Source organism: Enterococcus sp. DIV1314a (genome assembly GCF_051713805.1).
Classification (GTDB): Bacteria; Bacillota; Bacilli; order Lactobacillales; family Enterococcaceae; genus Enterococcus_I; species Enterococcus_I aquimarinus.
This window is the reverse complement of record NZ_JBIOQP010000001.1, coordinates 665,064-687,981: the sequence shown is the minus strand read 5'-3', so window position 1 is coordinate 687,981 and position 22,918 is coordinate 665,064. Positions and strand designations below refer to the sequence as shown.

Sequence of the window (22,918 nt, the reverse complement as noted above, 5' to 3'; positions counted from 1 at the left end):
AATGGGCTTATTCGATAAATTAAAACGAGCGTTTACTAAAGAAAAAGAAGAAACGCCAATTGAAGTAGAAGAATCGGTTGAACGAACTGGGCAAGAAGACGAAGACGGCCTTTCTGACGAAGCACCCGTATCGACTGAGACGGCAACAACAAGTCCTGATTCTGAGCTATCATCTGAAGAAATCGAGTCCCAAACGCTACCGTTAGAAACGGAAACGATGACTGAGTTAACAGAAGAAACAGTCGGACAGGAGCTTGCAGAAGAAGCGAGCCAGCAGGAAGAGCGGCTGCCAGAAGCAGTTGTTGTGGAAGAGACGCTTGAAGTCGAAGCAACAAAAGCAAGCGAGCCACTCATCGAGGAAGTCACGGTTCAAGAGAAGTACGATAAAGGATTAGCCAAAACACGTAAAACCTTTAAAGAACGGATGAATGAATTATTCGCTAACTTCCGAAGTGTCGATGAAGATTTCTTTGAAGAAGTCGAAGAAACCTTGATTGGGGCCGATGTCGGTTTTGAAACGTCCATGAAGATTGCCGATGAATTACGCCAAGAAGTTAAATTACGCAATGTAAAGAAACCGGCAGCTGTGCAAAATCTCATCATTGAGAAATTAGTCGATTTATACGAAGCAGAAGGTGTCGGGGAAGTAAACGCGCTGAATCTGCAACCAAACGGCCTCACGGTTATGTTATTTGTCGGGGTAAATGGCGTCGGAAAAACAACGAGTATCGGGAAATTAGCATATGAATATAAACAAGCGGGTAAAAAAGTGTTACTCGCTGCAGCAGATACGTTCCGTGCTGGCGCGATTGATCAGTTAGTGGTTTGGGGCGAACGAGCGGACGTTGAAGTGATTCGCGGAAAAACGGGTGGCGATCCTGCGGCGGTCGTGTTCGATGCGATGATCAAAGCCAAAGAAAAACAAGCCGATATCCTTTTAGTCGATACGGCAGGACGCTTACAAAACAAAGCGCACTTAATGCAAGAATTGGATAAAATCAAACGTATTATTCAAAGAGAAGAACCAAACGCGCCACATGAAGTTTTACTCGTACTCGATGCTACTACCGGACAAAATGCGATGAGCCAAGCCAAACAATTTAAAGAAACCACGGATGTTACGGGTCTTGTCTTAACGAAATTGGATGGAACAGCCAAAGGTGGAATTGTCTTAGCGATTCGCAACGAACTTCATCTACCAGTGAAACTTGTTGGACTAGGGGAAGGCATTGGGGACTTAGAAATTTTCAATCCGAATGATTTCGTGATTGGCTTATTCAAAGGACTACTGGAAGAAGAGTAAAAGTATAAGGTATGACAAATATTTTTTTGTGCTAGGAAATGGTAGGGACTAAAAGGTTTCGTAAGCGCAAAGATTTGTGCATGCTATAATATAACGCATTGTGTTGACGAGTGATATTCGTATCATTCGTCAACACTTTTTTGTGAACGTGTTTTTTAGTATTGATGGAAACAGCGGAAGTATGATTTTTTTCAGCGTTAATGGTCCTTTTGTGACGGTCTCTTTTGCCAAATAAAGGGTCAAATCAAAAAGAATCTTGCGGACAGCGGAGCGATTAGGAGCCTAGCGATAAATTTGAACGTACATAAATACTGCTTGCAATCGCTTTTAAAATACGTTATCATGCCTCCATTCCATACTCGTACAATCGGATTGTTACCACGAAGAGTGGGCTATACCATTTTCTGAAGAAGTTAGATTGTCAAACGAGAAGCGGATTGGCCGCCGGTCGTGGTTGTTTTTTTCATGACTCGCTTTTACAAAATTGCTACTGACGACGAGAGTGCTAGAAAACCCGTCGATCTCCTTATGAGCCAGGCTATTTTTATTTATGAAATCTGTTATTTTTGGAAAACAAAATGACTCACAATTAGCGTGATGTTTGCTATAATAAGAGCAATGACGTAAACCAAAGGAGTCTTACTATGAATTTAAAAACCCTCCTTGAAAACAAGGAGTTACAACCTTATTTATTAAAAGCCCGTTATGGTGTGGAACGAGAAGGGCAACGTGTGACCTTAGCAGGGGATTTAGTGGACACGCTGCATCCGACAACCTTAGGCAATCGGAAACATCATCCGTACATCCAAACGGATTTTGCAGAAACGCAATTAGAGTTAATCACACCTGTTGCGCAAAGTATTTCAGAACTCTTTGATTTTTTAACGGCGATTCATGAAGTTGCGTATCGTTCGATGAATCCTGAAGAAATGATTTGGCCCATAAGCATGCCGCCAATGTTGCCTGAAAAAGAAGAAGATATTCTCATCGCCCAATTGGATAATTTTGAAGATGTCTTATATCGCCGTTATTTGGCAAAATCATATGGCCGTCGCAAACAGATGGTCAGTGGCATTCATTATAATTTTGAATTTAGCGACGAATTGCTCCAAAAAATGTTTGCTTTACAGTCCGAAATCAAGGAATATACAGCCTTTAAAACAGCCGTCTATTTAAAAGTCACCAGAAATTATTTGCATTATAGCTGGCTAGTAACCTATTTATTTGGTGCAACCCCCGTTAGTGAAGCACGTTATTTTGAAGGAGATGAGCGGCCAAACGAGCCTGTGCGTAGCATCCGTAATAGTTCGCATGGCTACAAAAATCATCCAGACGTAAAGGTTTCCTACGAGAGTCTTGAACAATATATTGTGGATTTAGAACGGATGGTAAATGAAGGGAAACTCTCAGAAGAAAAAGAGTTTTATTCCGTGGTACGTTTCCGAGGTGGGAAAAAAATGGCCGATCTAGCAGAGGCTGGTATTCGCTATATCGAGTTGCGTAATCTAGATTTAAATCCATTTGCACCTTGTGGCATTAGCGAGGAACAAGCGGAATTTCTGCACCTCTTCTTATTATTCCTATTGTGGAAAGAAGAAGAAGCGCCCGCTCATATTTGGGTAACCGATGGCGAGCGTAAAAATGAAGAAGTCGCACTGGAACACCCGTTACAAGCGACAAGATACCAAGAAGAAGCGCTTGAGACGTTAATCGCATTACAAGCATTTATTGAAGAACAAGGATTGCGCGTTTCGGACGGATTAATGGCGACGTACATTGAAATGGTCAAGATACCGGCAGAAACAGTTGCTGGTAAATTGTATACCCAAAGCCAAAAAACGTCACAAAAAGAAGTGGCAACTAAAATAGCACTCGAAAATCATGCGCGAGCGTGGGCGAAACCGTATCAATTGGCTGGCTTTACTCAGATGGAATTATCAACTCAAATTTTTATGTTCGATGCGATTCAAAAAGGGATTCAGGTCGAAGTGCTGGATGATCGTGATCAGTTCTTGAAGTTATCAGTAGGCAATCATGTTGAGTACGTGAAAAATGCGAATATGACAAGTAAAGATAGTTATATTGTTCCGTTATTAATGGCCAATAAAACCGTGACGAAGAAAGTATTAGACCAAGCGGGTTTCCGGGTGCCAAAAGGGCGTGAGTTTTCAAGTCTTGAAGAAGCCGTTACTGCCTATCCTGAATTTGCTGGACAGGGGATTGTTGTGAAACCAAAGTCCACGAATTACGGCATTGGGATTTCGATTTTTAAAGAAGGTGCGAGCTTAGAAGACTATCAAGCGGCCTTAAGAGTCGCTTTTGAAGCCGATGAAGATGTTTTGGTGGAGGAATTCTTTAGTGGAACGGAATATCGTTTCTTTGTGATTGATGGCAAAGTCAAAGGCATATTATTGCGTGTGCCAGCCAATGTCAAAGGCGATGGCGAGCGGACGATCGAAGCACTTGTTGCCGAGAAAAACCGTGATCCTTTACGGGGAACGAATCACCGGTCGCCGTTAGAAAAAATTCAATTAGGTGATTTGGAAAAAATCGCCTTGAAATCACAAGGCTATGACATCACGGATGTTCCAGCTAAAGACGAAATCGTCTATTTACGAGACAACTCCAACATTAGTAGTGGCGGGGATTCCATCGAAGTCACAGAAATGTTTAATGAAGACTATAAAGAAGTGGCTGTCAAAGCCGTCAAAGCGCTTGGTGCAGTGATTTGTGGGATTGACTTAATTATTCCTGATCACACAATTCCAGCATCCGAGAAAGATGCGTACGGTATTATCGAAGGGAACTTTAATCCGGCGATGATGATGCACATTTATCCCCATAAAGGCATCGGTCCTCGTTTAACGATGGATGTTTTAGAATTGTTATTCCCGGAGATGTTTTAAAGAGTCTCATCTGTTCGATCGATGACGAAGCAAAAAAAATAAATACCTTATAAAAAAGAAAGAAGTGATTCCTATGAAGAGTCGTGCAGCCGTAGCGTTTAACCCAGGAGAACCCCTTAAAATTGTTGAAATTGATGTAGAAGAACCAAAAGCCAATGAGGTCTTAGTCAAAATACTTTATACCTCTGTCTGTCATACAGATGCCTTTACCTTATCCGGTGATGATGCAGAAGGTGTCTTTCCAGCCGTGTTAGGACATGAAGGCGCGGGTGTTGTTGTCGCTGTAGGAGAAGGTGTGACGTTGGTTGAACCAGGTGATCACGTGATCCCACTTTATACAGCAGAATGTGGCAAATGTAAATTTTGTCTTTCCGGCAAAACCAATTTATGTAGTGCGGTTCGAGAAACCCAAGGAAAAGGCTTAATGCCAGATGGGACGACCCGTTTTTCTTATAATGGTGAGCCAATTTATCATTACATGGGTACGAGTACGTTTAGCGAATATACGGTTGTGCCAGAAATCTCGCTCGTTAAAGTTGATCCTGAAGCACCGCTAGACAAAGTGTGTCTTTTTGGTTGTGGCGTTACGACAGGAATTGGTGCGGTTCATAAGACAGCCAAAGTAGAAGAAGGAGCTGTGACCGCGGTCTTTGGTTTGGGAGCAATTGGGTTAGCCGCAATTCAAGGACTCGTGCAAGCCAAAGCAAAACGAATTATCGCCATTGATTTAAATGAAGAAAAATTTGCTTTAGCGAAAAAAATGGGAGCAACCGATTGTATTAATCCCTCAAAATTTGATCGACCGATTCAAGAAGTCATTATTGAAATGACAGACGGCGGTGTCGATTATAGTTTTGAATGTATTGGGAACGTCGATGTGATGCGATCCGCCTTGGAGTGCTGTCATAAAGGTTGGGGCGAAAGTATTATCATTGGTGTAGCCGGTGCTGGAAAAGAAATCAGTACCCGTCCATTCCAACTCGTAACCGGTCGCGTTTGGCGAGGTTCCGCTTTTGGCGGTGTCAAAGGGAGAACGGAATTGCCAGGGATGATTGCCGATTATATGAATGATAAAATCGATTTAGATTCTTTTATCACGCATCAATTGCATTTCAACGATATTAATGAGGCCTTTGATTTGTTACACAAAGGAGAATCGATTCGAACAATCTTAACGTATGAGGGGTGAGAAAATGACACTGACATTAGTTGAAACAGCCATCGCATTTGGTGGCGAACAACGCAAGTATCGTCATGATTCAGCAGTATTGCAATGTGAAATGACCTTTAGTCTTTACCTTCCATCTAATCAAGCTGGGAAAAAAATCCCGCTGATTTGGTGGCTTTCTGGATTAACGTGTACCGATGATAATTTTAGTCAAAAAAGTGGTTTTCAACGTTTAGCCAATCACTATCAAGTTGCCGTGATGATTCCCGATACATCACCAAGAGGAAAAGACGTGCCGGATGATGAAGGTTGGGATCTAGGACAAGGGGCAGGGTTTTACGTGAATGCAACCCAAGCGCCGTGGTCAACAAATTATCAAATGTACGACTATCTAACGGAAGAATTGCCGGCGATTGCTACCAAGCTTGTGCCGAATTTTTCGGGTAAAGAAAGTGTGATGGGCCATTCCATGGGTGGTCATGGTGCGTTAGTGCTTGGATTAAGAAATCCGGCAAGATTCAACGCCATCTCGGCTTTTGCGCCAATCTTAAATCCGATGCAAGTGCCGTGGGGCGTCAAAGCCTTCACGACTTATTTAGGCGCAGACACAAACGCTTGGAAGTCGTGGGATGCCACTGAATTAATCAAAGAAACGACCTCGCTGCCGATTTTAATTACGCAAGGAAGCAAGGATGGTTTTTATGAAAAACAGTTAAAAGAGACGACCTTCTTAAAAAATGCTGAAGAAGCAAGGAATAACATTCAGTATCAAATGAAGGAAGGCTATGATCATAGCTATTTCTTTATCTCAACGTTCTTAGAAGAACATTTTGCCTTCCATCTTTCTCATTTATAATTAAGGCCAAAAGCACCTCAACCTCATTATTTTGTGAGGCTTGAGGTGTTTTTTAGTTCATAGTGATCGATGTTGCTCAAATATTCGGAATAAAAAACGCTGATTCCAACTAGTAACAAGCAAGAAACATGCTATAATTTAGACAAAATAAGCATTGAGAAGGGACCTAATGACGTGTTTTATTTAATCGTTATTTCTAATATTTTCCAAATCTTTTTTTCCTTTATATTATTGGACCAAATTTCGTTAAAAAAACGAACGAATCTGATTGTTTCTGTTTTTATTTTATTTTTAGTCAGTAGTGTTCACTTGAATTTACGTTTAGCCAGTCTGGATGAACTTGTCTTAAGTGCGTTATTGTTGACGATTTCTTTTATGAATCATCAAAGGCAAGCAGTTGGCGTGACGTTATTTCATCTATCTTTTGCCTTTATCGTACAAAATCTCGCCGTCTTTTTATTATCGCCTAGCGCGGTCTTATTCTATATTGCGACACAAGCAAGTGAATTCGTCATCTTTTTATATTTTCTTTTTACGTTATTCATGGTCGTGCTCGCGAGTCTCGCTATCCGGCGCTTTGTCTTTACCCGCCTGCCACAAAAATGGCAACAATATTCGGGTCCGATTCTGTTTATGCTTTTTTTCACGAATAAGGTCTATGCGTTGTACCAATATTTGTTAGCGAGTCCCGCGGAAACCCAATTTGATACACTCATTAAAATGTTTGTCATCACGTTAGTTTTTGTCGTCACGCTAGGGGGCATTAGCATCTATATTTTTTCCAATAATCAAAAATTAGCCTTCGCGACGCGTGAAAAAGTCATCGAGCAACGAGCGATGCAGTTATATATCGATGAGATCAGTAAACAAAATGAAGAAATTAATCAGTTTCGCCATGACTACTTAAATATTTTATCTTCATTAGAAAGTTATTTAGAAGAAGGGGATCTTCAAGCTCTAACAGTCTATTACCAACAGACGATTCAGCCGACACGGACGTTGTTTTTAGCGAATGCTTCTAAGTTATCGGCGTTACAAAAAATTGACCATCCTGCTATTCGAGGAATTTTCATGACCAAACTTCTGCTCGCACAAGAAAAAGGGATTTCGGTTCACTTAGAAATGACTGGAAAAATCATCTTTCCAAAGCATGTCTTTGATTTAAATCTGATTCGAATCCTCGGTATTTTATTAGATAATGCCATCGAAGAAGTAGATGCTTTAGGAAAAGGCGAATTAGCCGTGGCGTTTTTTCAAGAAAAGGATGCGCTCGTGATTTTGATTCAAAACACCGTCAGAAATCCAGTTGAACCGTTGTATCAATTGAAAAAACAAGGATTTTCGACGAAAGGGAAAGGACGTGGGTACGGCTTGTCAACAGTCGATGAACTGATGAGTCAAACATCTGATTTGTTACTGGAAACAACGATTAGTCAACACCTTTTTGTCCAAAAACTGACATTATTAGGAGGAGGAACGAGTGCTTAGGATTTTTATTTGTGAAGATGACACGATACAACGCAAAAAGCTCGAACGGATCATTCAGCGTTATATTTTAATCGAAGAATTAGATATGCAATTACAGCTGAGCACGGCAGATCCTTTTGAAATTCTGACCTATTTAAATGAACATCCTCAAACGGCTGGTGTTTTTTTCTTGGATGTGGATTTGCGCTCTACGATTAACGGTATCCAACTGGGTTCCCACATTCGCAATCTTTGTATCGATGGGAAAATCATTTTTATTACCACGCATCATGAAATGCTACCGATAACCTTTCAATACAAAGTCGAAGCAATGGATTATATCTTGAAAGATTATCCAGAAGCAATCGAACAGCGGACGAAAGAAGCGTTAGATCAAGCGTATCGGCACTATCATTCAGAACGTAAGCATTCTGAACAGCGTATCCGCATTGATGTGGGCAATCAAGTCCGTTTATTTGAACTATCCGAAATCATGTTTTTTGAAACGTCGCCCAACTCCCACAAACTCATTTTACACCTTGCAAATGGCTCGTTAGAATTTTACGGCAAGCTAACGCTGATCGAGGAACTTTCGGAAACATTTCTACGTGTACATAAATCGATCGTGGCGAATCTACCTCAAATGGTTCACGTCGATCGTAAGCAGCGTTTGATTACTTTTACGAACGGAGAGACTTGTGTCGTGTCGAATCGTCAAATTAAGTATCTTGAGCGTACGTTCAGGATCGAATAAGCGACGTTTAGGCAATAAATGGTTTTTTGATGTTATTTTCGAGTACAATGAAACAAAAGAAACCAAGGAGTGAAGAGAAGATGAGAAAACGGATAACACTGATGTTATTTTTATTACTTTCAATGACTGCGGGTTACACGCCAACTGTCCAAGCAGACACGCTTTTAGTTGTGGATGTCGAGAGTCAACGCGCTTCTTATGTTGCTTATAACTTTATTTCCTATCCACCACAAACGTATAACGGGAAAACCTTAGTGAAGGTGGACAAAATTAAGGGAGGGTATGTTGGGTGGTACGTCTAGTCCGTCGGTTGTTGTATCCGATCACGGCGATATTTATTGGCCTCTCGGTGTTAGGCCCCATTAATGAAGGGTACCAGTTTATTTCATTAGTCGGTGCCATTGTCTGTCTACTAATTTTAATGATTTTGGTTTCTTTTGAAAAAAATGACTCGTATTAAAAACAATGGCTTTTTGAGTAAGTTCAATCAAGCAGGCGTTTTAACAGGAAGGTACGGGCAAAGATACTGCTTGCGTTGTGTTCGATCAATTTAGACCCAACGCAAGGCAAAAAAAAGGGAGGAGTTGAGTGCCATTCAACTTCTCCCTTTTTTATTTGGCGATATAATGGTTATTGTTGATGAGTGCTATTCCTATCATTTTTCAACTCTACTTGGCGAAGAGCCTGAATCCACGATCTCAACGCATGAAGCGATGTTATAGATCTTTGACAGAAATCGTTTGCTTCGTTTCATCGACATGTAAGCCAGTGAGATTCTCCCACCACTGTTTTAGATCGTCTTCATAAGTTGTTGGGAACTCTTGCACGATTTCAAGCAAGGTTTTTTGATGAATTTTTGCATAGGAATAATTCAGTAGTAAGTTATATTTCAACTCGCTTAATAAACTATAGTACTGAAACATTAAGAAATTCATTTCTTCCGGATCGTCGGTTAATAAAACTTGCGGCGCGCGGTCGAAGATGAACCCGAAACTACGCATCATAAACATGACCCCGTCTAAGGAACCTTGGTCGATTGTGGCAGTGTCTTTCAATAAGTCAATGTGTTGGTCGAGGGCGTAGACGAGTTCTTCTTTTAAATCGCGATAGGTTGGCATATACAAAACTCCCTTCTATTTTTTGGTGCTAAAAATTAAAAGATTTTCCGCCAAAACGGTTCTTTTTCTTTCTTTTTTTGAATCGAGGAGACAGGTTTTTCACTCGGGAAAAGGACTTCAATATCAAGGATCTCTTGATGGACCGCCTTGTCAGAAATGACGAGCAACCCGATTGATTGATCATCGCAGTCGTTCGTGGTGGTCACAATTTTAAATGGAATGTTTTCTTTGGTGGCAATTTGCATATACGTTGATTGTACGACGGTCGAAAGACAACCGTTCATTAAAATAGAAGCTTCAGGATAGGTTTTTAAGGCTTTCTTTAAGGCGGTTTGATTGGACGTTTTCTTCATTTGCGCAATTGTCATACTGACATAGCAACGTTCGCGGAAAGTACCTAAATAAATGCGCTGTTCGTCTGGTTTTAATAAGGGGGTGCCAGAAGCGGCTTGGTCGATGCGTTGTTGTAAGTTATCTGCCATATGAAATCTCCTATAAAGTTTGTTACAATGATTATACCATAAATGAAAAAAACCGCAGTAAACGACGTCATTAATCGGCGAATCTAAGAGATGAGCATTCGCCATTAGCGAAGGACTCCATAGTCAGCGATGGTTAAAACTCTAAAAGAACGGAGACGTGTTGATGGAACAGCAAAAAATCATCCGTAAAGTAAAAGGCTTGCTCGCCATTGCGCGCGATCAGCATAATGATGAAGAAAGTCAGTCGGCGTTTATTTTAGCCCAAAAAATCATGCTTCAATACGGCATCGACGCCACAGAAGTCGAGGATGATAATTTTATCAGTGAGGCCGATCAGATTAACGAAGAGAGCGTCACAGTGGCGAAACGCTTGTACTGGTGGGAACGACGCTTAGCGCAAATTATTTCCCAAAACTTTCGCGTAAAGTATTTTTTGAAAACAGTCGCTAGTCAGCAACAACAGAAGAAACGCATTGTCTTTTATGGCTTCGGCCGTGATTTAGCCTTGGCGAAAGAAATGTATCTGTTAGCGTATGAAGTATTGGTCTTTCACGCTAAAGTGTTTGTGGATCAAATGTATAAAGACAATCCTCAACTAAAACGCACGCGTTACGTGACGGAAAACGTCAAATCTAGTTATATGAATGGTTTTTTGTTAGGGTTAGAGGAACGCTTTGCCGAACAAGTCTCCGCGCTTCGTCAAGTTTATGAACTCCTTGTCTTAGTGCCAGAAGCCGTAGAACTGGCGTATCACGACTACACGCAAGGATGGAGTAAGAGCTCGCTGAGAACACCCGCCATCGAAATATCTGCCGCCTATCAAAAAGGCTACGTAGAAGGCAAAGGGATTGATTTTACAAAACGAACTGTCGCAGAGAAAAACGACTAGTAAACTAATCAAAGAACGTAACGGCTGTAAAAAGCTATTTTACGTGAAGAAAGTTGCCTAAAAGTGTACACTAATAAAAAAGAATAGAAGGAGGAGAACAAGATGGAATTACGGATATCAAAACAAGCACAAGCAGTGATTCAAGAGAAACGCCCAAGTGATGCCCGAATGTTACTTGATTTTGAAGATGCCATCGGTCCTTTTGCCGACGACTCGGTCTCTTGTCAATTATACCCAGCCTTTCGCCTGCTGTTTGTTCCTCAAACCTATCCAGAGGAAGCATTGTCTGATTACAATAAAATCATTGAAACAGAAATCGGTCCAATTTATATGAAGGAACAATCCACCATGTTGCTAGATCAATCAGTAGAACTCGTGCTTGAACCGAATTATCAACGATTGCAATTACGCTCCAAAGCGGGTGTATTGGTCGCAAATCTACCGATTAAACAAATTCTAAGCTAAACGAAGGAGGATTTGCGTGGGAATATTAGCGATTATAAGTGATCTTCACGTCGACATCAATGGATTAGAGGGTGCCTCTCTCCAACGTCTACGTGATTTTTTATTCGAACAAGGCGTCACGCATCTTCATCTAGCGGGTGATACTGCGAACACGCATCAAAAGACGTTACAGACCGTCGCTTTTTTTCAAGAGAAAATAGCAACTACCTTTCATTGGGGAAATCATGAAATGATTGATTTAACCGGTGAAGCTGAAATTGAAGATTTTTCAGCGGAATCTTTTTTAAATTTTCGAACTATTGCCCTTTCACAAGAAACGCTTTTACTTGGGGTGAATGGTTGGTATGACTATGGGTATTCTGATTTACAGAATGAGCGTGAAATTCGTCGCTTGAAAGATCTTTTTTGGTACGACCGTCAGATTATACGGTCTGCGAGTGATCCTCAAATCAGCGAGGCCATTAATCAACGCCTAGCACAAACGCTAAAACAACTCCCGCGTGACAAGCGAATTATACTTGCGACACATTTTGTTCCAAAAAAAGAATTTATTATCCACCATGAAGGGGAGCATCAACGGTGGAACCAATTAAATGCCTTTTTAGGTTCGCAAAGCTTTGGGAACGTCATCGATCAGTTCCCGCAAGTAACAGATGTTGTGTTTGGCCACACGCATCGTCGTTTTGCATCTCAACAAATTGGAAAGACGTGGTATCATTGCAGGCCACTTGGCTATTACTATGAGTGGCAATTGACGAGGGACTTTGTCTTTGAGCATCATTTAGTCGAAAAATATCGACCGACGAAATTACGCACGATTTTAAGACAAAATCAAACGGCATTTATGCAACAAAAAGAACGGTTCTTATTAGATGAATTCCAAAGAAGTCTCACGTTCATCCCGTATTAGAAATTGAATAGATTGAAACGTTCTTAACGAATTCAAAGAATCAGGTTGAAAAAAGGATAGAAATACTTAAAAAAAAGAAGAAACGAAAAGAAAATAGGTCTGAAAAACCTAAAATAATTTTCATCAAAAAAGCTATTATATCAGCTTTTTAAACGAAATTTCATTTCGGTCGCACGTTTTTTCTAATTAATTATTAAAAAAAGAGATTGACGAATAAAATAAAATCGTGTATTATTTTCTCATGCTTATCTAATTTTTCAGACAATTCAAATTTTTGAAAGAATTTTTTAAAGATGGAAGAGTAATGAAAAACGGGAGTGCAAAAGAAAAAGGAAAATGGAGGAGTATACATGAAAGTAAGAAAGGTTTTAGCAACTGTATTGGTTAGTACATTTGTACTTGCGGCTTGTAGTGGCGGCAACGGTAGTGGTGATTCTGCGGGCAACGGAGAAGGAAGTACTGCACCCGTTGCATTTAATTCGGTCTTTGCAACAGATTTAGAAACATTAGACTACACGGTGTCACAACGTAAAACAAATAGTGATCACTTCACGAACTTTGTTGACGGATTATTAGAAAATGATTCATTAGGTAATTTAGTACCAGCGTTAGCAGAATCGTGGGAAGTAAGCGAAGATGGCTTAACGTATACGTACAAAATCCGTGAAGGTGTTCAATGGCTTGATAGCGAAGGTAACGAGTATGGCGCAGAAGTAACGGCACATGACTGGGTTACTGGAATCAAACATGCCGTAGAAAAGAAATCTGAAACATTATACATCGTAGCAAATAGTATCGTCGGCTTAAGTGACTATATTGAAGGAAAAACAAGTGACTTCGAAACAATTGGCGTGAAAGCAATCGATGATTACACACTCGAATATACGTTAAACCAACCAGAATCATTCTGGAATTCAAAAACAACTTACGGGATTTTATACCCAATCAATGCGGAGTTCTTAGAATCAAAAGGCGATGCTTTTGGGCAACCATCACCAGATTCAATTCTTTATAACGGTGCTTACATCTTGAAAAACAATACAGCGAAATCTGTGATTGAATACGAGAAAAATGAAGACTACTGGGATGCAGAAAATGTGAATTACGATACGGTAAAATGGACATATAACGACGGTTCAGATCCAGATGGCTTATTTAAAGCCTTTGAAGAAGGAACGTTAAGTGCAGCACGTGTTTATCCAAACTCACCAGGTTACAAAGATGTGTTAGCAGCTCACCCAGATGGCGTGACATGGTCACTCCCTGGCGGATCAACATTTAACGTAACATTCAACTTTAACCGTGGTACATATGGTGCGACTTCTAAAGCAACAGATGCTGAAAAAGCGGATACGCAAGCAGCAATTCGTAACCGTGACTTCCGTCTAGCAATCTTATTTGGTTTTGATACGCGTTCATACCGTGCACAAAACGTTGGTGAAGAAGGCGCAGACAACAGCTTACGTAATACATTAGTACCAACACAATTTGTAACGATTGAAGGCAAGCCTTTTGGTGATAGCGTTCAAACAAACTTACAAGCACTTGACACAGAAGCATTTGGCGATGTTGTATTGGCAGAAGGACAAGATGGTTACTTCAATCCTGAAAAAGCAAAACAATACATCGAAAAAGCACGTACAACTTTAGAGGCTGATGGCGTAACATTCCCAATTCACTTAGATATTCCAGTGAATGCAAAAGCAGAAGTATCCGTCAACCAAGTGAAATCATTAAAGAGCACAATTGAGTCTTCTTTAGGAACAGACAATGTTGTAGTGGATATTCAAATGTTGAGTGAAGATCAATACTTACAAGCAACTTACCAAGCGACAACCGGAGCTGCTGGAGACTTTGATATCTCGAATGCATCTGGTTGGGGACCTGACTACGTTGATCCATCAAGCTACTTGAATATTTATGATTCTCGTACTGGGGATATGTTAAAAACATTAGGTCTTGAAGGTTCAGCCCTTGTTGAAGGGGAAGATCCATCAAAAGAAGCAAAAGAAGCAATTGGTCTAACAGAATATGACGCGTTATTAGACAAAGCGAACGCAATCTTTGAAAATACAGATGAGCGTTATGCAGCTTACGCAGAAGCAGAAGCATGGTTATTGAATAATGTTATTCAAATCCCAGTCAACTCTGACGAAGGATTACCACGTGTGACAAAAGTTGTACCATTTACAGCACCAGATGGCTGGGCTGGAATTGCAGCAAATAAATTGAAATACGTTGAATTACAAGATGACATCGTTACTGTTGATCAGTTTGATGAAGCACATGAAAAATGGCTTGCAGACAGAGAAGCAGCAAAATAATGGATTCAAAGTAAAAAAGGCTAATCTTTAGCCTTTTTTACTTACATATAGAAAGTAGGGACAAATTTTGAAGCGATACCTTTCATTTAGAATACTAAGATCAATCCTCAGTATCTTTCTGGTAACGACAATCACTTATGGTGTGATTTATACCTTAGTTCCTCGTAGAAATGTCTTTAAAGACGATATTAACTATGGGAAACTTAAAGGGAAACCAGATGAGTTGGCGAACTATGAGAACACTGCCTTTAGCAAAATGGGATATATTGAATATTTATCTTCAAAGGAATTAATTGATACCGTAAGTCAAGACCATGAAGGATTAACTGGGGAGCCAACTGCAGAGAACAAGGCAATTTTGCAAGAGTGGGCAGACACGAACGGTTGGGAATTACATCAATTGCCAATCAGTAAAGCCTTTTATACGACGAAAGATATCCCATTACCAACGCGTGTGTTCCGTTTTTATGCCAATATGATACAGATTGATCATCCATGGAAGGTGAATGATCCGTCAAATCCGGATCTAGAGCGGTCACTACGTTTCGAAAAAGACGAGACAGTTGGATGGGCCTTAGTTGGTTCAGGGACACAATTTAAATACCAAGTGTATTTCAATAAACAGTTCCCGTATATCCATCAAAATATCGTGCACTTAAACTTAGGCGTATCGTATCCAACGTTTGCCGGTCAAGACGTGATGAAAGTCATCACTGGTGGACAAGGGAAAACAGATAGCCGTGAGTTAACATTCCCAACAGGGGTTACTGCGAAATCAGCAGCAAATCTTTATTCAAGACAATACCAAGCAACAGAGAAACTGTCCTCACAAGAGAAAAAATTATTCAATGATAACTATGCGATTACCGATAACATTTATCAAGATCCTTCAATGATTGGTATTTCATTTAGAATGGGTGTCATTGCGGTCTTACTTGCTTATGGTATCGGCATTCCGTTTGCGATGTTAATGGCACGCTACAAAGGGCGCTTCCCAGATAAATTAGGAATTGGGTTAGTTACCGTTTTAATTTCTGTACCGAGTTTAGCGTTTATTTATTTCTTCCGTTTCCTTGGAAGTAATTGGTTTGGATTACCCGATTCATTCCCAACCTTTGGCGCAGGTGATATTCGTTCCTATGTTTTACCAACCGTAATCTTAGGGTTACTATCGGTTTCGAACATTATCATTTGGATTCGTCGTTATATGATTGACCAACAATCAGCCGACTACGTGAAATTTGCGAAAGCAAAAGGTCTGAATACACGCGAAATCGCGCGCAAACATATCTTTAAAAATGCCGCAATTCCAATTGCGAACCAAATTCCAATGAGTATCATTGGTGCAATTACTGGTGCGACAATTACCGAGACAGTCTTTGCAGCACCTGGGATGGGTAAAATGTTACCGGATGCCATTATGGCCAACAACAATCCGATCGTGATTGCAGTTGTCTTTATCTTTACAACAGTTGCCGTGACGTCTGTTCTATTAGGAGACTTAACGATGGCAATGGTTGATCCACGAATTAACTTAGCAGAAAGAGGAGAATAAAATGGAAAAAACGAATCAAAAAATAAATGATGGCTTTACTTTCGTCACCATTGACTCCTTGTCTTCTGAAAAAATTGATACACCAACGTATTCCTACTGGCGTTCAGTCGGTCGCAAGTTCTTTTCGAACAAAACCGCGATCGCGATGCTCGTATTAATGACCGCAATTTTATTAATGTCTTTTATCCAACCAATCTTTAGTGGTTATGATTTTTTAAACGTAGAAGATATTAATGATTTCTCCAAACGGTATAATCCACCAAGTCTACAATATTGGTTTGGAACGGATGCAAACGGAATGTCTCTGTTTGACGCTGTTTGGGCAGGAGCGAAAACGTCAATCTCGATTTCTGTTATCGCAACAATTATTACGACTACCATAGGGGTCGTTTTAGGAGCCATTTGGGGTGTGTCACAAAAGTTTGATAAAGTCATGTTAGAAATCTATAATGTCATTTCAAACGTTCCTCAATTATTGATCATCATCGTAATGTCTTATACATTTGGAAATGGATTTTGGAATTTAATCTTTGCAATGTGTGTGACAGGATGGTTAGCACCTGCTTACTTTATTCGTGTACAAGTCATGATTATGCGTGATCGCGAATACAATTTAGCGTCACGAACATTAGGAACACCAAAAGTACGGATGATTTTTAGAAATATCTTACCGTATTTAACATCTATTATCGTAACAGACGTATCTCGTTCACTTCCGGCTTTCATCTCTTATGAGACATTCCTATCGTTCTTAGGGGTTGGTCTGAGCGCGAATGTACCGTCGTTAGGTCGTTTGATTTCACAATATACAAACAATATGGGGAACTATCCATATTTATTCTGGATTCCAGTTACCGTTTTAGCCTTAGTTTCTGTTTCTCTTTACATTGTTGGACAGACATTGGCCGATGCCGCTGACCCAAGAACACACATGTAAAAGGAGGAATAAGTTAAAATGGCGAAAAAAACAATTTTAAGTGCTGAAAATATTTCCGTTGGCTTTAAAGTTCGTAGTAGTGAATTACGTGCCATTCGTAACGTTTCTCTTGAATTGAAAGAACAAGAAACGTTAGCAATCGTAGGAGAGTCTGGTTCAGGTAAATCTGTATTGACGAAGACTTTTACTGGAATGTTAGAATCAAATGGAGCAATTACCGGTGGCACGATTCGTTATCAAGATAAAATTTTAAGTGATTTGAAAAAAGATTCTGAGTGGGACGGCATTCGCGGGAAAGAAATTGCAACTATTTTCCAAGATCCGATGACCTCGTTGAATCCAATTAAAACAATTGGTTCACAAATTTCAGAAGTAATCATTAAGCATCAAAAAAAATCACCAAAAGAAGCAAAACAAATGGCGATTGATTTAATGAATCGTACGGGAATTCCCTATGCTGAAAAACGCTATGACGATTATCCTTTCCAATATTCAGGTGGGATGCGTCAACGGATTGTCATTGCCATTGCGTTAGCGTGTCGTCCAAAGATCTTAATTTGTGATGAACCAACAACCGCATTAGACGTGACGATTCAAGCGCAAATTTTAGATTTAATTCGTGAATTACAAGAAGAATATAAATTTACAACGATTTTTATTACGCATGACTTAGGTGTCGTGGCATCGATTGCCGATCGAGTTGCCGTGATGTATGCAGGGCAAATCGTTGAAACAGGTACTGTCGAAGATATTTACTATAATCCACAACATCCGTATACATGGAGCTTGTTATCGTCATTGCCGCAATTAGGAAATCGTGGGGATCAGTTGTATTCTGTTCCTGGAACACCGCCTTCTTTATATAAAGATATTAAGGGAGACGCCTTTGCGCCACGTAGTTCTTACGCAATGGAAATTGACTTTGCGGAAGAACCACCGATGTTCCAAGTATCCGAAACACACTTTGCCAAAACATGGTTGCTAGACCCAAGAGCGCCTAAAGCAGAGAAACCAGAAATCATCCAAAACTTACATGAAAAAATGGTTGCTTTACTAAAAGCACAAGCTGGAGGAATTGAAGATGTCGAAAGATAAAGAAGTTTTATTATCCATTAAAGATCTTGAGATCACCTTTGGCGAAGGCAAAAAGAAATTCGTCGCGGTACAAGATGTGAACTTTGATGTCTATAAAGGAGAAACCTTCTCGCTTGTAGGAGAATCTGGTTCTGGTAAGACGACGATTGGACGTGCTATCGTTGGCTTAAATCAAACAAGTAACGGTGACATTGTTTTTGAAGGTAAAAAAATTAATACGAAGTTATCAAAAGAAGAGATGGAAGATAAAATCCGTAAAATTCAAATGATCTTCCAAGATCCTTCTGCTTCATTAAATGAACGGGCAACAGTTGAGTATATTATCTCTGAAGGATTATACAACTTTGGTTTATTCGACTCCGAAGAAGATCGCCTCGCAAAAGTAGAAAAAATTATTGAGCAAGTTGGTTTGTTACCGGAACATATGTATCGTTATCCCCATGAATTCTCAGGCGGTCAACGTCAACGGATTGGGATTGCGCGTGCGTTAATTATGGAACCTTCCTTAGTAATTGCCGATGAACCAATCTCTGCATTAGACGTTTCGATTCGTGCACAAGTCTTAAACCTACTGAAAGAATCACAAATTCAAAACAACGTAACTTATTTCTTTGTCGCACATGATTTATCTGTTGTTCGCTTTATTTCTGATCGAATTGCTGTTATTCGTTCTGGACGCATTGTCGAAATGGCTGAAACGGAAGAACTATTCCGTAATCCGTTACACCCTTATACGCAAGCCTTATTATCAGCTGTGCCAATTCCAGATCCGATCTTAGCGCGTAAGAAAGAACTGATTGTTTACGATCCAGAAATGCATGATTACTCGGTCGATAAACCAACCTTTAGTGAAGTAAAGCCAGGTCATTTTGTTTATGGAAATGAAAAAGAATTAGAAGGATATCGCCAAACCATTCGCTCGTAAGGGTGCCTTCGTCCAAGAATTGAGGTCGAGAAATGAGTGTCTTAAAAGCGTATCGCTTTAGAATTTATCCAAATGAAGAACAAAAACATTTTTTCGTGACGACGTTTGGTTGTGTTCGATTTACCTATAATCATTTACTCGTTGCGAGGCAACAGTCAGAAGGGGGAAAACTAACCCCAGCGGCCTTAAAAAAAGACTATCCGTTTTTAAAAGCGACGGATAGTCTCGCTTTAGCCAATGCCCAACGCAATCTAGAGAAAGCTTTTCGCCGATACTATACGGGGAAAAGTGACTATCCGAGTTTAAAGAATAAATCGAATCCTCTACAATCTTATACGACAAACAATCAAGGACAAACGATTTGTCTTTCCGATGGTTATTTAAAATTACCCAAATTAAAAAGTTTGGTTGCAGTGAATTGCCATCGTGAAATCAAAGGAACGATTAAATCTGCTACAATTTCTTCGAGAAATAACGAAGAATTCTTTGTCTCTTTTTTATGTGTGGAAGAGGTAGAACCACTACCGAAGACGTTAAAGACCATTCATTTGGTCTATTCACCGAATAAATTATTAGAAAGTTCTGAATATACACCGCCGACTTTATGCAATCAAGAACAATTGCTTGATAAAATCGATCGCGCGCAGCGAAAGCTGAGAGTTCGTGGGAAGATCGCACGAAAACGCCGAGTTCCTCTAGCGTATGCTAAAAATTATCAAAAACAAAAAGAAAAACTTGGTCGCTTGCAACTTTCTTGCCGAGAGAAAAAAGAAAATTATTTTGATCAAGTTTCATATGCGATTGTTCGTCAATTTGATTTTATTCATGTGACAAAAGAGTTGCTGTTTGAAACGTTACCAGATCAACCACTCTATTTCTCTAAAGCAGATTGGCAAATGTTTCTAAAGAAGTTAGAATACAAGGCTGAATGGTACGGGAAAGAACTTACGTACGAATAAGTCGCAGAACTGGAAGGAGCTCCAGGGATCGCCTAGGGTATAGAAAAAGTCTTTGGGCTTTTGTTTCTAGGAATCCGCCTCACTAATTATGAAAAACCGAAAAGAAAAAGCCGGAGAATCGAGTGATTCTTCGGCTTTTTCTTTGGTTGTATCACTTCTATTCTTGGCGACAAATACTAAATCATTTCTTAAACGACGATTCTGTATTATAATCATAACAAATAATGATAGAGGAGTGATATTTTGAAACACGTTACATTTGAGGAATTAAAAGGGGCTCAAGTGATTGATACACGGTTACAACACGCTTTTCAATCCGGTTCTACTAAGAGGGCTCTGAATGTCCCGTTAGCGAAATTCGAAAAAGTGGCGAAGAAATTACTTGATCCGCAAACGCCCCTTGTTTTTCTTCTAGCCAAAGAAGATCAGGCAGCGTTAGAATTGCTAGAAGCACAAGCGAAGCAACAAGGGTTCCAGTCGATTCTCGGTTACGTATTGGTGGACGATATCCCGACAGACCAGATGCATCTAACCAAGACCATTTCTGCAAAAGCATTTTTGGCGCAAGAGTCAGATTATGTGTTGCTAGATGTGCGTGAACCAGAAACCGTCACAAAAAAAGCGCCTGAAAAGAATTTAATCGTTATTCCATTAGCGAATATTGCTGAAAATCACTCGTCGCTCGATCGTCATAAAGAAATCTATACCTTGTGTGGATCGGGGAATAGTGCCACGACGGTAGCCTCTTTTTTAAATAAAGAAGGCTATGATGCGATCGTGATAGAAGGTGGCGTGACCGCCATCTTAAAGGAACAAGAAGCAACAAAATAATCTCCTAAACTCATGAAAAAAAGGAACACAAGTAGCTATGACGAAGTTGTCGCAGCTACTTGTGTTTTTTTGTGTGACTTCTCTAACCTTTGAAGGCATCCTCAGCTAAAAATCCTAGACGAAATAGAAATATTTCTCTGGTAAACGTCTTTTTAACCACACGGCGAGTATTCCGACACCGACAGCTTTAATCATCTCCGGTAATAAAAAGGGTAAAAATCCGCTCGAAAATCCTTGAGTAATCGTTAAATTAGCGACGGTACTTAACCAAAAACTACCAATAATCAAGGCAAGAATAAAACCAAGAAAATTAATGACGATAACGTACCAGTAAGACCATGCCCCTTTTTTTAGGAGGCTTCCAATCAAGAGACTTGCTATGAGATAGCCAATCAAATAACCACCGGTTGGTCCAAATAGTACGCCAATTCCACTTTTTCCACCAGCGAAGACCGGTAAGCCGATAAAACCTAATAATAGATAAAGCGTGATGGCCCATGATCCTGTTCGACGGCCTAATAAGGTAGCAGTCAAACCGACTGTAAACGTTTGGAGACTTAACGGAATAAAACCTAACGGAATGACAATTTGGGCACTAACGGCAATCACCCCCGCAAACATTGCTGCTAATAATTGTTCTCGTAACGCTAAACGCATAAAAAAACTCCTCTCTAAATAATAGCTGTGAGAGGAGTATACCATTACGTTAACCAATTTGTAAATAGAAAGTTAACGAAATTAATGATTTAAGAGGGTGATAAGATACTCACCAAATTCTTGAGTTGAAAGCAAAGTAGCATCGGGTAGTTGATGAGCAAAATCACTCGTCACTTGTTTGCGAACAAGTGCTTGTTCAATCGCCTGTGTAATGAGATCTGCGGCCTCTTGCCAACCGAAGTACTCTAGCATCATCACACCTGAAAGTAAGAGCGAGGAGGGGTTGGCTTTGCCGAGACCGGCGATATCTGGAGCAGTACCGTGAGTCGCTTCGAAAATGGCATACCCTGTATGGTAATTGATGTTAGCACCAGGCGAGATGCCAATTCCCCCAACTTGGGCTGCTAGTGCATCAGAAATATAGTCACCATTCAAATTGGTTGTTGCCACGACATCATAGCGTTCTGGATAAAGGAGAATCTGTTGCAAGAAATTATCGGCAATCACATCATTGATAATGACTTTACCTGATACTTGAGCCTCTTTTAAGGCCGTTTGAGCCGCGTCAGCACCTTTGTCAGCTTTTATCTTATCAAATTGTCGCATCGTGAAGGTTGTCTCTTTAAAGCTGCTTTCAGCGAGGTCATATCCCCAGTTTTTAAAACCGCCTTCGGTAAATTTCATGATATTTCCTTTATGGACAAGCGTCACACTTTTACGGCCTTGTTTGACTGCGTAATCAATTGCCGAATGGACCAAGCGTTGGCTTCCTTCTTTTGAGATTGGTTTAATTCCAATACCAGACGTTTCAGGGAAACGAATCGACGTAACGTCTAATTCTTGTTGTAAAAAGTCAATGATTTTTTTCGTTTTCGGATCGTCAATGGCAAATTCGATACCCGCATAGACGTCTTCCGTATTTTCTCGGAAAATGACCATATCGGTTTTCTCAGGTTCTTTCACCGGCGAAGGAACGCCTTTAAAGTAACGAACGGGACGCACACAAGCGAATAAATCTAATTTTTGACGCAATGTTACATTAATAGAACGAATGCCTCCGCCGACAGGTGTCGTTAACGGTCCTTTGATGGCGATTTTGGCCTCGTGAATGGCCTCGAGTGTCGCTTCTGGCAGCCATTCGCCTGTTTGGTCAAACGCTTTTTCCCCGGCTAAAATCTCTTGCCAAAGAATCTTTTTTTGTCCTTGATAGGCTTTTTGAATGGCGGCATCAAAAACGGGTTGACTAGCTTGCCATATTTCTTGTCCGACGCCATCGCCAGGAATATAGGGAACGATTTTTTCTTCAATTTGTGTCAT

At 40.2% G+C, this 22,918-nt stretch carries 22 protein-coding genes; 18 read left to right on the top strand and 4 right to left on the bottom strand.

Annotated features, from left to right (window positions below):
• Position 1 precedes the first annotated feature (1 nt).
• From ftsY to IGI68_RS03235, 8 genes are all read left to right on the top strand, one after another.
• Positions 2-1,303: a signal recognition particle-docking protein FtsY gene (gene ftsY, locus IGI68_RS03270; RefSeq protein WP_438730472.1), complete on the top strand. Its 1,302-nt coding sequence runs from the start codon at positions 2-4 to the stop codon at positions 1,301-1,303.
• 644 nt (positions 1,304-1,947) lie between these two features.
• The gene (gene gshAB, locus IGI68_RS03265) at positions 1,948-4,209 is read left to right on the top strand and encodes a bifunctional glutamate--cysteine ligase GshA/glutathione synthetase GshB (RefSeq protein ID WP_438730469.1); all 2,262 of its coding nucleotides are present in this window, start codon (positions 1,948-1,950) and stop codon (positions 4,207-4,209) included.
• 73 nt (positions 4,210-4,282) lie between these two features.
• Positions 4,283-5,398 carry an S-(hydroxymethyl)glutathione dehydrogenase/class III alcohol dehydrogenase gene (locus tag IGI68_RS03260; protein ID WP_071873962.1) on the top strand — a complete coding sequence of 372 codons (1,116 nt, stop codon included), beginning with the start codon at positions 4,283-4,285 and terminating at the stop codon, positions 5,396-5,398.
• A gap of 4 nt (positions 5,399-5,402) precedes the next feature.
• Entirely contained in the window at positions 5,403-6,233 is an 831-nt protein-coding gene (fghA, locus tag IGI68_RS03255) for an S-formylglutathione hydrolase (protein WP_438730465.1), read from the top strand.
• A gap of 174 nt (positions 6,234-6,407) precedes the next feature.
• Complete coding sequence (locus IGI68_RS03250; protein ID WP_071873960.1) at positions 6,408-7,721, top strand: sensor histidine kinase; 1,314 nt, start codon at positions 6,408-6,410, stop codon at positions 7,719-7,721.
• Positions 7,714-8,454, top strand: a complete 741-nt coding sequence (locus IGI68_RS03245) for a LytR/AlgR family response regulator transcription factor (RefSeq protein WP_438730461.1) — start codon at positions 7,714-7,716, stop codon at positions 8,452-8,454. Before IGI68_RS03250 ends, IGI68_RS03245 begins: the two co-directional genes overlap by 8 nt.
• Before the next feature lie 80 nt (positions 8,455-8,534).
• A complete protein-coding gene (locus IGI68_RS03240) occupies positions 8,535-8,756 on the top strand; it encodes a hypothetical protein (protein WP_071873958.1) in 222 nt (73 codons plus the stop codon).
• Positions 8,744-8,914, top strand: coding sequence for a hypothetical protein (locus IGI68_RS03235; RefSeq protein ID WP_169818076.1), 171 nt, complete (start codon positions 8,744-8,746; stop codon positions 8,912-8,914). The genes IGI68_RS03240 and IGI68_RS03235 overlap by 13 nt, the downstream gene beginning before the upstream one ends.
• 256 nt (positions 8,915-9,170) lie before the next feature.
• Here the strand turns inward: IGI68_RS03235 and IGI68_RS03230 are convergent, their stop codons facing one another.
• Complete coding sequence (locus IGI68_RS03230; RefSeq protein ID WP_071873956.1) at positions 9,171-9,572, bottom strand: hypothetical protein; 402 nt, start codon at positions 9,570-9,572, stop codon at positions 9,171-9,173.
• Between the two features lie 35 nt (positions 9,573-9,607).
• Complete coding sequence (locus tag IGI68_RS03225; RefSeq protein ID WP_273232269.1) at positions 9,608-10,054, bottom strand: YueI family protein; 447 nt, start codon at positions 10,052-10,054, stop codon at positions 9,608-9,610.
• Positions 10,055-10,217: 163 nt separating this feature from the next.
• Between IGI68_RS03225 and IGI68_RS03220 the strand changes: the two genes are divergently transcribed.
• From IGI68_RS03220 to IGI68_RS03175, 10 genes are all read left to right on the top strand, one after another.
• Positions 10,218-10,943: a DUF2786 domain-containing protein gene (locus tag IGI68_RS03220; protein WP_438730455.1), complete on the top strand. Its 726-nt coding sequence runs from the start codon at positions 10,218-10,220 to the stop codon at positions 10,941-10,943.
• A 102-nt stretch (positions 10,944-11,045) separates the two neighbouring features.
• Positions 11,046-11,408, top strand: coding sequence for an iron-sulfur cluster biosynthesis family protein (locus tag IGI68_RS03215; protein ID WP_438730452.1), 363 nt, complete (start codon positions 11,046-11,048; stop codon positions 11,406-11,408).
• Between the two features lie 16 nt (positions 11,409-11,424).
• Positions 11,425-12,318 (top strand): metallophosphoesterase, encoded by an 894-nt coding sequence (locus tag IGI68_RS03210; protein WP_438730449.1) that lies wholly within the window; start codon positions 11,425-11,427, stop codon positions 12,316-12,318.
• Between the two features lie 350 nt (positions 12,319-12,668).
• On the top strand, positions 12,669-14,642 hold the full coding sequence (locus IGI68_RS03205) for a peptide ABC transporter substrate-binding protein (protein WP_438730446.1): 1,974 nt from the start codon (positions 12,669-12,671) through the stop codon (positions 14,640-14,642).
• Positions 14,643-14,709: 67 nt separating this feature from the next.
• Positions 14,710-16,197 carry an ABC transporter permease gene (locus IGI68_RS03200; RefSeq protein WP_438730442.1) on the top strand — a complete coding sequence of 496 codons (1,488 nt, stop codon included), beginning with the start codon at positions 14,710-14,712 and terminating at the stop codon, positions 16,195-16,197.
• A gap of 1 nt (position 16,198) precedes the next feature.
• A complete protein-coding gene (oppC, locus tag IGI68_RS03195) occupies positions 16,199-17,134 on the top strand; it encodes an oligopeptide ABC transporter permease OppC (RefSeq protein ID WP_071873949.1) in 936 nt (311 codons plus the stop codon).
• Between the two features lie 18 nt (positions 17,135-17,152).
• The gene (locus tag IGI68_RS03190; RefSeq protein ID WP_438730438.1) at positions 17,153-18,229 is read left to right on the top strand and encodes an ABC transporter ATP-binding protein; all 1,077 of its coding nucleotides are present in this window, start codon (positions 17,153-17,155) and stop codon (positions 18,227-18,229) included.
• Positions 18,216-19,154: an ATP-binding cassette domain-containing protein gene (locus IGI68_RS03185; RefSeq protein ID WP_071873947.1), complete on the top strand. Its 939-nt coding sequence runs from the start codon at positions 18,216-18,218 to the stop codon at positions 19,152-19,154. Before IGI68_RS03190 ends, IGI68_RS03185 begins: the two co-directional genes overlap by 14 nt.
• Before the next feature lie 32 nt (positions 19,155-19,186).
• Entirely contained in the window at positions 19,187-20,113 is a 927-nt protein-coding gene (locus tag IGI68_RS03180; RefSeq protein WP_071873946.1) for an RNA-guided endonuclease TnpB family protein, read from the top strand.
• A gap of 243 nt (positions 20,114-20,356) precedes the next feature.
• Positions 20,357-20,944, top strand: a complete 588-nt coding sequence (locus IGI68_RS03175) for a rhodanese-like domain-containing protein (RefSeq protein ID WP_071873945.1) — start codon at positions 20,357-20,359, stop codon at positions 20,942-20,944.
• Positions 20,945-21,058: 114 nt separating this feature from the next.
• Here the strand turns inward: IGI68_RS03175 and IGI68_RS03170 are convergent, their stop codons facing one another.
• A complete protein-coding gene (locus IGI68_RS03170) occupies positions 21,059-21,601 on the bottom strand; it encodes a biotin transporter BioY (protein ID WP_438730433.1) in 543 nt (180 codons plus the stop codon).
• Between the two features lie 81 nt (positions 21,602-21,682).
• Positions 21,683-22,918, bottom strand: a complete 1,236-nt coding sequence (gene icd, locus IGI68_RS03165; protein WP_273232245.1) for an NADP-dependent isocitrate dehydrogenase — start codon at positions 22,916-22,918, stop codon at positions 21,683-21,685.

Coding starts and splice junctions, on each gene's coding strand:
- ftsY (WP_438730472.1), top strand. CDS start 2: ATGGGCTTATTCGATAAATTAAAACGAGCGTTTACTAAAGAAAAAGAA.
- gshAB (WP_438730469.1), top strand. CDS start 1,948: ATGAATTTAAAAACCCTCCTTGAAAACAAGGAGTTACAACCTTATTTA.
- IGI68_RS03260 (WP_071873962.1), top strand. CDS start 4,283: ATGAAGAGTCGTGCAGCCGTAGCGTTTAACCCAGGAGAACCCCTTAAA.
- fghA (WP_438730465.1), top strand. CDS start 5,403: ATGACACTGACATTAGTTGAAACAGCCATCGCATTTGGTGGCGAACAA.
- IGI68_RS03240 (WP_071873958.1), top strand. CDS start 8,535: ATGAGAAAACGGATAACACTGATGTTATTTTTATTACTTTCAATGACT.
- IGI68_RS03230 (WP_071873956.1), bottom strand. CDS start 9,572: ATGCCAACCTATCGCGATTTAAAAGAAGAACTCGTCTACGCCCTCGAC.
- IGI68_RS03225 (WP_273232269.1), bottom strand. CDS start 10,054: ATGGCAGATAACTTACAACAACGCATCGACCAAGCCGCTTCTGGCACC.
- IGI68_RS03220 (WP_438730455.1), top strand. CDS start 10,218: ATGGAACAGCAAAAAATCATCCGTAAAGTAAAAGGCTTGCTCGCCATT.
- IGI68_RS03215 (WP_438730452.1), top strand. CDS start 11,046: ATGGAATTACGGATATCAAAACAAGCACAAGCAGTGATTCAAGAGAAA.
- IGI68_RS03205 (WP_438730446.1), top strand. CDS start 12,669: ATGAAAGTAAGAAAGGTTTTAGCAACTGTATTGGTTAGTACATTTGTA.
- oppC (WP_071873949.1), top strand. CDS start 16,199: ATGGAAAAAACGAATCAAAAAATAAATGATGGCTTTACTTTCGTCACC.
- IGI68_RS03190 (WP_438730438.1), top strand. CDS start 17,153: ATGGCGAAAAAAACAATTTTAAGTGCTGAAAATATTTCCGTTGGCTTT.
- IGI68_RS03185 (WP_071873947.1), top strand. CDS start 18,216: ATGTCGAAAGATAAAGAAGTTTTATTATCCATTAAAGATCTTGAGATC.
- IGI68_RS03180 (WP_071873946.1), top strand. CDS start 19,187: ATGAGTGTCTTAAAAGCGTATCGCTTTAGAATTTATCCAAATGAAGAA.
- IGI68_RS03170 (WP_438730433.1), bottom strand. CDS start 21,601: ATGCGTTTAGCGTTACGAGAACAATTATTAGCAGCAATGTTTGCGGGG.
- icd (WP_273232245.1), bottom strand. CDS start 22,918: ATGACACAAATTGAAGAAAAAATCGTTCCCTATATTCCTGGCGATGGC.